Annotated in this window: 10 protein-coding genes; all 10 read right to left on the minus strand. The window is 66.9% G+C overall.

Annotated features, from left to right (window positions below; all coding sequences use genetic code 11):
* Positions 1–167: 167 nt before the first annotated feature.
* Positions 168–1,466: a TRAP transporter large permease gene (locus BLR24_RS23905; protein WP_093021716.1), complete on the minus strand. Its 1,299-nt coding sequence runs from the start codon at positions 1,464–1,466 to the stop codon at positions 168–170.
* Positions 1,463–2,038, minus strand: a complete 576-nt coding sequence (locus tag BLR24_RS23910) for a TRAP transporter small permease (protein WP_093021719.1) — start codon at positions 2,036–2,038, stop codon at positions 1,463–1,465. The genes BLR24_RS23905 and BLR24_RS23910 overlap by 4 nt, the downstream gene beginning before the upstream one ends.
* A 121-nt stretch (positions 2,039–2,159) precedes the next feature.
* Positions 2,160–3,164, minus strand: a complete 1,005-nt coding sequence (locus BLR24_RS23915) for a Bug family tripartite tricarboxylate transporter substrate binding protein (RefSeq protein WP_093021722.1) — start codon at positions 3,162–3,164, stop codon at positions 2,160–2,162.
* A gap of 58 nt (positions 3,165–3,222) precedes the next feature.
* The gene (locus tag BLR24_RS23920) at positions 3,223–5,199 is read right to left on the minus strand and encodes an acyl-CoA synthetase (RefSeq protein ID WP_093021725.1); all 1,977 of its coding nucleotides are present in this window, start codon (positions 5,197–5,199) and stop codon (positions 3,223–3,225) included.
* Between the two features lie 47 nt (positions 5,200–5,246).
* Positions 5,247–6,245, minus strand: coding sequence for a Bug family tripartite tricarboxylate transporter substrate binding protein (locus BLR24_RS23925; RefSeq protein WP_093021998.1), 999 nt, complete (start codon positions 6,243–6,245; stop codon positions 5,247–5,249).
* 36 nt (positions 6,246–6,281) lie between these two features.
* The gene (locus tag BLR24_RS23930; protein ID WP_093021727.1) at positions 6,282–7,490 is read right to left on the minus strand and encodes a CaiB/BaiF CoA transferase family protein; all 1,209 of its coding nucleotides are present in this window, start codon (positions 7,488–7,490) and stop codon (positions 6,282–6,284) included.
* A 69-nt stretch (positions 7,491–7,559) separates the two neighbouring features.
* Positions 7,560–8,375, minus strand: coding sequence for an oxepin-CoA hydrolase, alternative type (locus BLR24_RS23935; RefSeq protein WP_093021730.1), 816 nt, complete (start codon positions 8,373–8,375; stop codon positions 7,560–7,562).
* On the minus strand, positions 8,372–9,514 hold the full coding sequence (locus tag BLR24_RS23940) for an acyl-CoA dehydrogenase family protein (RefSeq protein WP_093021733.1): 1,143 nt from the start codon (positions 9,512–9,514) through the stop codon (positions 8,372–8,374). The genes BLR24_RS23935 and BLR24_RS23940 overlap by 4 nt, the downstream gene beginning before the upstream one ends.
* Before the next feature lie 12 nt (positions 9,515–9,526).
* On the minus strand, positions 9,527–10,735 hold the full coding sequence (locus BLR24_RS23945) for an acyl-CoA dehydrogenase family protein (protein WP_093021736.1): 1,209 nt from the start codon (positions 10,733–10,735) through the stop codon (positions 9,527–9,529).
* Between the two features lie 10 nt (positions 10,736–10,745).
* Positions 10,746–11,936: an acetyl-CoA C-acyltransferase gene (locus tag BLR24_RS23950; protein WP_093021739.1), complete on the minus strand. Its 1,191-nt coding sequence runs from the start codon at positions 11,934–11,936 to the stop codon at positions 10,746–10,748.
* Between the last annotated feature and the right edge of the window lie 10 nt (positions 11,937–11,946).

Genomic DNA, 11,946 nt, shown 5'->3' on the forward strand with positions numbered 1-11,946 from the left:
GCTCTGGACAACGATCCCGTCGATGGGGTGCCTTGCGCAGCGAAATAAAGGAGGAGCCCGAAGGGCGGGGGACATTCGCGGAGAAAGGTACCCCGTCGGCGGGAGCGCGCCCTGAAACGTGACCAAATGCCGAACCAAGCACTTCACGAATAGCGCGCGGCTTCACCTCAATACCCCAGCTTCCGGGGAAGCCAAAGCGCGAGCTCAGGGAACGCGATCACCAGCACCATCACCACGAACATCGAGAACAGCATCCAGCCGACCCAGCGCACGGTCTCTTCCATGCGCACCTTGGCGATGCGGCAAGAGACCATGAGGTTGACCGCAAGCGGCGGCGTGAACTGGCCGAGCGCGACCTTGAGCGTGAGGATCACGCCGAACCACACCGGGTCCCATTTGTAGTACTGCACGATCGGCAGCAATAGCGGCACGAAGATCAGGAAGATCGACACGCCGTCCAGGAACATGCCCACCGTGATGAGAAGCAGGATCAAGAGCGCCAGGATTCCGTATTCGCCCAGGCCCGAATTCACGATGGCGCGCGTCACCGGGTCGATGATGCCCAGCGTCGAGAGCGAGTACGCAAAGATCCCCGCAAGCGACACCACCAGCAGGATCACCGCCGACAGCTCGCCCGATTCGCGCAATATGACGAACAGGTCGCGCACCTTGATGGTCCGGTGCACGCACATGCCCACGAAGAGGCCGTAGAACACCGCAACCACCGCCGCTTCGGTCGGCGTGAACCAACCCGCGCGCATGCCACCCAGAATGAGCACCGGCGCAGCCAGGCCCCAGATCGCTTCGCGAAAACTCTTCCAGAACGGCGGGCGCGGCAGCGTCGCTTCGAGCGCGCCCATCTTGTGTTGGCGGGCCAGCCACACGGCCGGGATCATCAGCGCCAGGCCGGCCATCACGCCCGGGATCATGCCGGCCGCAAACAGCGCCGGCACCGAGGCGCCGGGCACCAGCACCGAGTAGACGATGAACGCGACCGAGGGCGGAATCAGGATGTCGGTGGCCGCCGCGGCGCCCACCACGCTGGCCGAGAAGGCCGCCGGATAGCCCGCGCGCGACATCGCCGCGATCATCACCGCGCCCACGGCCGCGGCATTGGCCGGGCCCGAACCCGAGATGCCGCCGAGGAACATTGCCACCGCAATCGCCACCAGCGGCAGCATGCCCGGGCCGCGCCCGACGATTGCCACTGCAAAGTTCACGAGCCGCAGCGCCACGCCCGAGCGGTCGAAGATGGAGCCCACCAACACGAACATCGGAATGGCCAGCAGCGGATATTTGCCGAGGCCGGCATAGAAGTTTTGCGGCACGGCCAGCAAGCCGAACCACTGGGCGTCGCTGTTGGCGAGCGCAATGCAGGCGGCGCCGGCCAGGCCCAGCGCGGCGCCGATGGGCACGCCCACCAGCATCATCACCACGAAGGCGACGAAGAGCAGGGTGGCGATCACGTTGCGTCGCCCTTGCGGTTTTCGTTGTCGCCGTATTCCTTGCGGCCGCGGCGGACCATGAGGCCCACCGCACGCAGCGCGATGGTAAAGGACACGATCGGCAGCCACATCGAATACCACCAGGCCGGCAGCCCGATACCCGGCGTCGTTTCGTCGAAGCGGTAGTCGTCCCACACCATGCGGATGCTGAGCGCGCCGATCAGCGCGAAGAGGATGGCGATCATGAGCGCGCCGAATTGCGCGAGCCGCTTGCGGCGTGCCATCGATCCGCTCTCGGAAAAGTATTCGATGCGGATGTGCCGGTCGCGCGCCACCGCGGCCGAGCCGGCCACCAGCGCCAGCATGATCATGAGGAAAACGGAGAACTCCTCCGTCCACGCAAACGAAGAGTCGGTGAAGTAGCGCACCAGCACGTTGGCAAAGGTGATGAGCGCCAGCGCGCCCATGATGATGACGGTGAGCCAGTCTTCGATGGCGAGCGGCACCTTGGTGGGCTCGTCGGCGGCTTCTATGTCTGGGGGGAGGGGGCTGGCGGCGTCCAGCAGCGGGCCGGACTCGTTGGGAGTGGTCATCGAAGGGAGAGGGGGAAGCAGCTATGAATGGTAACGATCCATGACCATCCGTTCATCGGGGTTTTCCTAAGCTGCGGCCTCGTTCCCCAGTTCCCTCGACCCCCTTCGAGGCCCTTGGCGGCTACTCGAGCTTGGCGCCCGAGTCCTTGATCAGGCGCTCCCAGATCGGGCTTTCCTTCTTGTACACCGCGTTGAAAGCCTCGGGCGAACTGTCCTTCAGGTCGAAGCCCATTGCAGCCACGCGCGCCTGCACGTCGGGCTGGCGGGTGGCCTTGCCCACTTCGTCGGCGATGCGCTGCACGATGGGCTTGGGCGTGCCGGCCGGCATGGCAATGGCGAGCCAGCCGGTCACGCGGTAGGCCTCGTCCCTCAGCCCTTGCTCGGCCAGCGTGGGCACGTTGGGCAGCGTGGCCATGCGGCGCTCGCCGCTCACGCCGATGGCCTTGAGCTTGCCCGCCTCGATGTGCGGCTTGGCTACCAGCGCGCTCGCAAAGGCCATCTGGATCTGGCCGCCGATCAGGTCCTGCAGCATCGGCGATTCGCCTTTGTAGGCGATGTGGTTCATCTCGGCCTTCTGCGTGAGACTCATGTGCGCGCCCGCCAGGTGCGGGTAGGCGCCCACGCCATAGGAGCCGTAAGCCACCTTGCCCTTGTTGGCGACCACGTACTTCAGCAGCTCGGGCCCGGTGTTGGCGGGCACGCTGGGGTGAACCACCAGCACCAGCGGAGCGGTGGCAATCTGGTAGACCAGCGTGAGGTCGCGTTGCGTGTCGTAGGGCAGCTTCTCGTACAGGAACTGGTTGGTCAGAAGCGAGTTGCTCAGCGACAGCACGATGGTGTAGCCGTCGGCCGGTGCCTTGGCCACGGCATCGGTGCCGATGATCCCGGCGGCGCCGGGCTTGTTGTCGATGATGACGGGCTGGCCCAGGCCCGCCGCCATCTTCTCGCCCAGCACGCGGGCCAGCACGTCGGTCGCGCCACCGGGTGCAAAGGGCACCACCATGCGGATCGGCTTGCTCGGGTAGGTCTGCGCCCAGCTGGCGCCCGCGGCCGCCAGCGCGAGCGAAGCGATGCCGCAGTACAGGGCGCGTCGGGTGAGCCCGTAAGGGGTAAAAGTTGCGTTCATGTTTGCGATGTCTCCGGATGTCGTTGTGTTGTCTGTCGAAAAAAGAAGCGGGGCGTGGCTATTCCAGGAGCACCCGCGTCTTGAATGGAAGCGGCTCGAGCGCGGTGCGTATCCGCTCCTGCAGCGTGTCCGCGAGTGCGCCGGCAGCGGCAGCTTCGATGCGCACCTGCACCAGGCTTTCGCCCTCGCTCTGCACGCGCGGCCGCAGGTCTCGCGCCACCCCTAATTCGTCGCACACTTGCGCCACGGTGGCCGTGACCACGCGGCTCGCGGCCATCGCGCGAAGCTCGGGCTTGTAGATCTTGCCGACGTTGGTCATCGGCATGTTCTCGATGACGATGACCGATTTGGGCTTGGCGGGCGCCTCGTCGACGCGCGCGGCCGTGAAGGCCAGCAGTTCGTCCTCGGTGGCCGATGCGCCCGGCACCAGCGTGGCAAAGACCACCGGCAGTTCGCCGGCATACGCATCGGGTGCGCCCACCGCCGCGCACAGCTGCACCGCGGGATGCGCGCCCAGCGCGTCCTCGATCACCTTGGGGTCGATGTTGTGGCCGCTGCGGATGATCAGGTCCTTCGAGCGGCCGCTGAGGTTGAGCCGCCCCTCGCCGTCGATCCATCCCAGGTCGCCGGTCGCGAGCCAGCCGTCGACCGTGAAAGCCTTGGCGTTGTCGGCCGGATCGACGAAACCCGAAAACAGGTTGGGCGACTTGAACAGCACCATGCCCTGCTCGCCGGGCGGCAGGTCGCTGTCGCTGGCGTTGCCGTTCTCGTCAAGCGCCACGATGCGCATCTGCATGTAGGGCAGCGGAAACCCGACGCAGCCCGCGGGCCCGTCCACGCCCGGCGGCGTGATGGTCGAGATGCCCGCCATCTCGGTCATGCCCAGGCTCTCGTGCACGTGCAGGCCGAACAGGCGCTCGAAGCGCGCGGCGAGTTCCGGCGAGAGCACGGCGGCGCCGGTGCGGCAGTAGCCGATCGATGAAATGTCGGCGCCATTGAGCGGCATGTTCGCCAGCGCCGCAAGCACTGTGGGCACGGCCGAGAGCGATGTCGGCCGGTACTTCTCGACCAGCTTCCAGTAGTTGGCGAGCACCTCCTTGTTGCGCAGCAGCGAGGTCGTCGGAATGATCACCTCCATGCCTGCCGAGAGCGATGCCAGCGAAGCCGGCAGCACGCCCGCCACGTGGAACAGCGGATAGCCGTTGATGGAGATGCCTTGCTCGTTCATGCCCGCGACCTGCACGCTGGCCCACGCGGTGAACACCTGCGCGCCGTGGCTGTGGCGCGCGAGCTTCGGGGCGCCAGTGGTGCCGCCGGTATGAAAGTAGGCGGCAATGTCGGTCGGTGCGATGTCGCGGCCGCTCACGAGGCGATCAGACGGTTGTGCCGAGCGCAGCACGTCGAACTCGGCCACGCCCGGCAGCGCGCCCGCGCTGCCCGATCCTGTTTCATGCAGCGCGCCCGCCGCCCCCGGCGCTTCGTCATGCGGCGCCACGCGCAGCACGGTCGTGAGCGTGGGCACCTGCCCGCGCAAACGCATGGCCTTCGACCACATGCCCGATTCGCTGTCGGAGCCATAGGCGATCAGCACCTTGGCGCGGCCGGCGGTCATCAGCGCCACCAGCTTCTCGTCGGTCAAGAGCGGATTGAGCGGCTGCACGATGCCGGCCGCCTCGCCGCCCCAGAGCGCGAGGTGGTACTCCAGGCAGCCCGGCAGCAGAACCGCCACCGCGTCCTCGGGGCCCACGCCCAGCGCATGCAGCATGTTCGCGGTCTGGTGGATGCCCGCGAGCAAGTCGGCATACGACCAGCGGATTGGTTCATCTGCCGGGTTGCCGGTGCGCAGAAAGGTCAGCGCGGTCTTGTTGCCGAAGGCCGCTCCCGCGTTGCGGAAGATCTCGTAGGTACTGCGGACTGTCAGCGCCTGCTCCAGCGGCGTCTCTTCGAGCTTACGGATGTCCGCCAGGCTGCGAACCGGCAACAGGGGGCGGAACGGCGCCCCGCCCGGACTTGTCTTCTTGTCGTTGCCTGTCATGTCGTCTCCTGATGTTGTCTCTTGCCGGCCGCGCGCGAATCGCTGTTTTACTGGTTCGTGATCTTGTTGTCGCGAATGACCTTGCCCCAGCGCTCGAAATCCTGGCGCATGCGCGTGCCGGTCTGCTCGGGCGTGCCGTAGGCCGCGAAGGAGCCGACGCTTTCGAGCTTGTCCTGCACTTCCTTGTCGGCCAACGCCGTCTTCAGCTCGGTGCTCATGCGGTCGACCACGTCCTTTGGCGTGCCGGCCGGCGCCAGTAGCCCGCCCCACGAAGTCGCATCGAACCCGGGAAAGCCCTGCTCGGCCACCGTCTTCACGTCGGGCAGCAGACTCACGCGCTTGCCCGAACCGACCGCGATGGCGCGCAGCGTGCCCGAGCGGATGTGCGGCATCACCGCCACCAGGTCGGAGAACATCGCAGGCACCTGCCCGCCGATCAGGTCGGTCACGGCTGGTGCGCTGCCGCGGTAGGGCACGTGCTGCATCTCGAACTTGCCGATGTTCTTGAGCTGCTCGGTCGTCAGGTGGCCGAAGCTGCCGGCACCCGCGGTCGTGTAGTTGAGCTTGCCGCCTTCGGCCTTGGCCTTGGAAATCAGGCCCTGCAGGCCGGTCACGTCGGGCAGCGACTTCGGGTTGACCACCATCACGATCGGCAGGTCGTACACCGTGCCCACGGGCGTAAAGCTTTTGAAGATGTCGTAGGGCGTCTGGCCGTACAGGTGCGCGGCCAGCAGCGTGGGCGTGGCCAGCATCACGAAGGTGTAGCCGTCGGGCGCCGCCTTGGCGGCAGCCGCCGCGCCGATGGTGCCCGAGGCGCCACTGCGGTTGTCGATGAGGATGTTCTGCTTCAGGCCCTGCGACATCTTCTGCGCCACGATGCGCGTGGCGACATCGGTCGGGCCGCCGGGCGGAAAAGGCACGATGACGGTGATCGGCTTGGACGGCCAGGCCTGTGCGAAGGTGGCGCCGGCCACGAGCGGAAGGGCCAGTGCGATGAGTGCACGGCGTGCGGGGTTGCGAAGGGAGCGGGAAGAAGAAAAAGCCATGAACATGTTCGAGGAATCGGAAGAAGAGCGGCGCCTTCAGACGACGCCGTTGGTTTTGAGTTGCGCGAGCCTGTCGTCCGACAGGCCGAGAAGCGACTGCAGCACCTCGTGCGTGCCTTCGCCCAGTTGCGGCGGCGCGCTGCGCACGGGCAGGCGTTCGCCGTCGAAGCGATAGGGCGGCGCCAGCACGTTGACCGTGCCGGCCACCGGATGCGGCTGCTCGGTGACAAGGCCGGCATCGGTCGCACGCTTGGAGTTCAGCGCTTCGAGCAGGCCGAGCACCTCGCCGCAGGGAATGCCCGATTTCGCGAGCTTCGCCAGCAGGTCTGCGCGTTGGCGCCTGGCCAATTCGGCGTGCAGCTCTGGCAGCAGCACTCCGCGGTTCGCCGATCGCAGGATGTTGGTCTTGAAGCGCTCGTCGGCCGCGAGGTCGTGCCGGTCGATCACCTCGGTGCAGAAGCGCGCGAACTGCGCGTTGTTGCCCACGGTGATGACCAGCGGGCCGTCGGCCGCATCGAACACGCCATACGGCACGATCGACGGATGCGAGTTGCCGTAACGCGGCGGGTCTTCGCCCATCAAGAGCGCCTCCAGGCCGTAGTAGGCGGTGATCATCAGGCCGCAGTCGAACAACGCCATCTCGACGTGGCGGCCCTTGCCGGTTTTTTCGCGCTGATAGAGCGCGGCCAGGATGGCCTGGGCCGAATACATGCCGGTGAACAGGTCGACCATGGCCACGCCGAACTTCAGCGGCGGCTGGTTGGCTTCGCCGTTGAGCGCCATCAGGCCGGCTTCGCCCTGCACCACGAGGTCGTAGCCGGGCCGCGCGGCCTCCGGGCCGGTGCGGTCGTAGCCCGAGATCGAGCAGTAGATGAGCCCCGGCTGCTCCTTGCTGAGCTGCTCGTAGCCGAGCCCGAGCTTGTCGATGCCGCCGAATTTGAAGTTCTGGATCACCACGTCGCAATGCTTCGCAAGGTCGCGCGCGATCTGCTGGCCTTCGGGCGTCTGCAGGTCGAGCGTGACCGAGCGCTTGTTGCGGTTCACGCTGTTGAAGTAGGCCGTCTCGGTCTTGCCGACGCGCAGACCCCAGTCGCGCGTGTCGTCGCCGCGGCCGGGGTGCTCCACCTTGATCACTTCGGCGCCCATGTCGGCCAGCACCATGCCGCACCAGGGGCCCGCGAGGATGCGGGACAGATCGAGCACGCGCACGCCGGCGAGCGGCAGCGATGAATTGAGCATGGGCATGAGGGCAGCTCCCTGGAAACGAGAAAGCCCCGCAGCGTGTGCGAGGCGTGAAGTCGGTGGGTGGCGGCGTCAGGACGACGGGTTCTGCTTCTGGCGGCGCAGCGCCGCGAAATCCGCCGTGCGCTTGCCGAGAAAAGCGCCGATGCCTTCGGCCGCTTCGTCATCGGCTTGCGACTCGACCATGAACACGGCCTCGGCTTCGAGCTGCTCTTCGAGCGTGGCGCGGTGCGCCTGGCGGCACAGCGTGTTGATGCGCGCGCTCGCGCGCTGCGGACCGTTGGCCACCTTGGCCGCAAGCGCGATGGCTTCGGCCAGCGCCGCGCCCTTGTCGGTCAGGCGGTTGACCGCGCCCAATGCATGCAGGCGCTCAGCCGGCATGCGGTCGCCGGTCAGGCACATCTCGGTCAGTACCTGGCGCGAGACGAACTCCGACAGAAAAGCCGTCGCGCCGCCGTCCGGCGTAAGGCCGACCTTGACGTAGGCGACCGTGTAGAAGGCATCGCGCGCCGACACGAGCATGTCGCAGGCCAGCGCCATCGAGAGGCCCGCACCGGCTGCGCCGCCTTCGACGGCCGCGATGACGGGCTTGCCGCAATCGCGGATCGCACGGATCAGGTCGTGCAGGCCTTCGAGCTTTTCGCGGCGCTCCGAGGCGGGCAGCTCGCGGCGCTTGGCCAAGAGGTTCAGGTCGCCGCCCGAGCAGAAGAAATCGCCCGCACCGGTGAAGACGACGGCGCCCACTTCCGGGTCGTTCACTGCGTCGGTGAGGGCGGCCGACAGTTCGGCGTACAGCGTCGGCGTGATCGCGTTGCGCGCGCCGGGGTTGCTGTTGGTCAGGATGCGGACGGCACCTTGCTGGGAGATCAACACGGTCTTGTCGGTCATGCCGCCACCTCCTTGCCGAGCGCGATGTAGCGCTGCAGATGATGGTCCTCGTCGCCGAGCTGGTGGTCGATCATCACGAGCCGCTTCGCGTAGTGCGGCAGCGGCAGCTCCCACGTCATGCCGATGCCGCCGTGCATCTGGATGCTTTCTTCCGCCACCAGCGCGCCGATGCGCCCGATGCTGAACTTGGCGGCCGACAGCGCGCGCTCGCGCGCCACGCGGTCGGTACTGTCGATGGCGGCCGCGGCATTGATCACGGCCGAGCGGGCCTGCTCGATCTCGAGCAGCAGATCGGCCATGCGGTGCTGCAGCGCCTGGAAGCTGCCGATCAGAATGCCGAACTGCTTGCGCGTGCGCAGGTAGTCGAGCGTCGCGGTCTTGGCGGCTTCCATCGCGCCCACGGCTTCGGCGCACAACGCGAGCACGCCGCGGCCGATGGCGCGTTCCAGCGTCGCACCGCCCTGGCCTTCGGTGCCCAGCAGTGCGTCGGTGCCCAACGTCACGCCGTGGAGAGTGAGTTCGGCGACACGGCCGCCGTCGATGGCGGGGCAGCCGCGCACCGTGAGGCCTGCCGTCTTCGCGGGTACGAGGAACAGCGAGATGCCGGCTTCGTCGTCCACGTTGCCCGATGTTCGAGCGGAAACCAGGAACAGGTCGGCCTGCTCGCCCTGCGGCACGACAGCCTTCGCGCCGTGAAGCACCCAGCCGTCGCCGCTGCGCTCGGCGCGGGTCGAAACTCGCGTGCGTTCGTAGTGCGTGTCGGCTTCGTCGTGCGCAAAGGCCGCGGCGGTAACGCCGTTGATGATGTCGCCGAGCTTTTCCTTCTGTGCGTCGTTGCCGGCGGCGCTCAGCGCTTCACCGACCATCACAGCACCCAGCAGCGGCTCGACCACGAGGCCGCGGCCCAGTGCCTCGAAGACCACGGCGATGTCGAAGCCGCCGCCGCCGAAGCCGCCGTCGGCTTCGCTGAACAGCGCGCCGATCACGCCGAGTTCGGCGAACTGCTGGAAGATCTCCTTGCTGAAGCCGTGCTCGGACTTCGCGATGCGGTCACGCGCATCGAAGGCGTACTGCTCGGCGATGAAGCGGTTCAGGCTGTCGGCGAGCATGCGCCGGTCTTCGGTGTGTTCGAAGTTCATTGCATGTCTCCTTTAAAGGCCCAGGATCATCTTGCTGATGATGTTCTTCTGGATTTCGTTGGAGCCGCCGAAGATCGACAGCTTGCGGTTGTTGAAGTAGCGCGCGGCCGCGGCCGATGCGTAGGCCGGGCCGAAGGTCTCGCCGTCGAAGCCGTCGTGCAACGCTTCTTCAACGAAGGGCCGCCCGTACACACCCATCGCCCGGCGCGCGAGCGACGAAATCTCCTGCCGGATCTCGGTGCCGCGAATCTTGAGCATCGAGCTCTCCGCACCTGGCACGCCGCCGCCAGCGACGGCCGCGATCACGCGCAGGTTCGTCGTCTTCATGTTCTCCAGGTCGATCTCGACACGCGCCATGCGTGCGGCAAAGGCCGGGTCTTCCGCCAGCGGCTTGCCGTTTTTCGTCTGCGTGGCCGCAATGCCCTTGAGCTGTTGGAGCGCGGCCACCGAGAAGCCCACGCCCGCGATGTTGGTGCGCTCGTAGGTCAAGAGGTACTTGGCGCATGTCCAGCCCTTGTTCTCTTCGCCGACGAGGTTCTCGGCCGACACGCGCACGTCGGAGAAGAACACCTCGTTCACCTCATGCTCGCCGTCGAGCGTGATGATCGGGCGCACTTCGACACCCGGCGAGGTCATGTCGATCAGCAGGAAGCTGATGCCCTCCTGCTTCTTCGCCTCGCGGTTGGTGCGCACCAGGCAGAAGATCATGTTGGCGTGCTGGCCCAGCGTGGTCCAGGTCTTCTGGCCGTTCACGATGTAGTGGGCGCCCTGCGCGTCGATGCCGCGCACGGCCGATGTCTTCACGGCCGCAAGATCGGAGCCTGCGCCGGGTTCCGAATAGCCCTGGCACCACCAGTCGTCGCCGTTCAGGATTCGTGGCAGCCAGCGCTGCTTCTGCGCCTCGTTGCCATACTTGAGGAGCACCGGGCCAAGCATGTTCACGCCGAAGGGCACGATGCGCGGCGCAAAAGCCAGCGCGCACTCGTGTTCGAAGATGAACTTCTCCACCGCCGTCCAGCCCGGGCCGCCGTACTGCTCTGGCCAGTGGTTCGCGAGCCAGCCGCGCGCGTTGAGGATGGCGTGCCACTCCTCCATGTCGGCCTTGGCGAGGATCTTGCCGCCGCCGACCTTGGCCGAAAGGCGCGCGGGCAGCTTGTCGGCGAGGAAGGCGCGCACTTCCGCGCGGAAGGCTTCTTCTTCGGGGGTGAAGTTCAGGTCCATCGCTGGCTCCTCAGAAAATCTCAAAGAGGCCCGCAGCGCCCATGCCGCCGGCGATGCACATCGTGACGACCGCGTACTTTGCGCCGCGGCGCTTGCCCTCGATCAGCACGTGGCCCGCAAGGCGCGCGCCGGTCATGCCGAAGGGATGGCCGATGGAGATCGCGCCGCCGTTCACGTTGAGGCGTTCCGACGGAATACCCAGCTTCTCCTGGCAGTAGATCGACTGCGAGGCAAAGGCTTCGTTGAGTTCCCACAGATCAATGTCACTCACCTTCAAGCCGTGACGCGCGAGGAGCTTGGGGATTGCGAACACCGGGCCGATGCCCATTTCGTCAGGCTCGCAACCGGCCACGGCCAGGCCGCGGAACGCACCCAGCGGCCTCAGATTGGCGCGCTCTGCTTCCTTGGCTTCCATCAGCACGCAGGCCGACGCGCCATCGGAAAGCTGCGAGGCGTTGCCCGCGGTGATGAACTTGTCCTCGCCCAGCACCGGCTTCAGCTTGGCGAGCGCTTCGTAGGTGGTGCCGCGGCGGTTGCAGTTGTCTTCCGTGGCGGTGACTTCGCGGTGGCTGACTTCCTTGGTGTCCTTGTCGGTCACCGCCATCGTGGTGGTGCAGGCGATGATCTCGTCCTTGTAGCGGCCGGCGAGCTGCGCTTCTTCGGTCTTGCGCTGGCTCTCGGCCGAGAAGCGGTCCTGCGCCTCGCGGCTGATGCCGTAGCGCTGCGCCACGATGTCGGCGGTTTCGATCATCGCCATGTACAGCGCAGGCTTGTGCTCGACGATCCACGGGTCCAGGCTGAGGTCGCCGCCGTCGCCAGGGCTGCGGCCGCGGATCTGCGAGATGCTTTCGACGCCGCCCGCAATCATGGCCGGCGCGCCGTCCACCACGATGCGGCCCGCCGCCATTGCTATCGCCTGCAAGCCCGAGGCGCAGAAGCGGTTCACCGTGGTGCCGGCGATGCTGATCGGCAGGCCTGCGCGGATGATGCTCTGGCGCGCGATGTTGCGGCCCGTGGTGCCTTCGGGGTAGCCGCAGCCGAGGATCGCGTCCTCGATCAGCGCGGGGTCGAGACCCGAGCGCTCGACGGCCGCGCGCACCGCAAAGGCGGCCAGCGTGGCGCCGGGCGTGATGTTGAACTCGCCGCGGTGCGCCTTGGTGAGCGGGGTGCGGGCGGTGGAAACGATGACAGCTTCACGCATGGGATGACTC

This window comes from Variovorax sp. OV700, from assembly GCF_900099805.1.
Lineage (GTDB): Bacteria > Pseudomonadota > Gammaproteobacteria > Burkholderiales > Burkholderiaceae_C > Variovorax.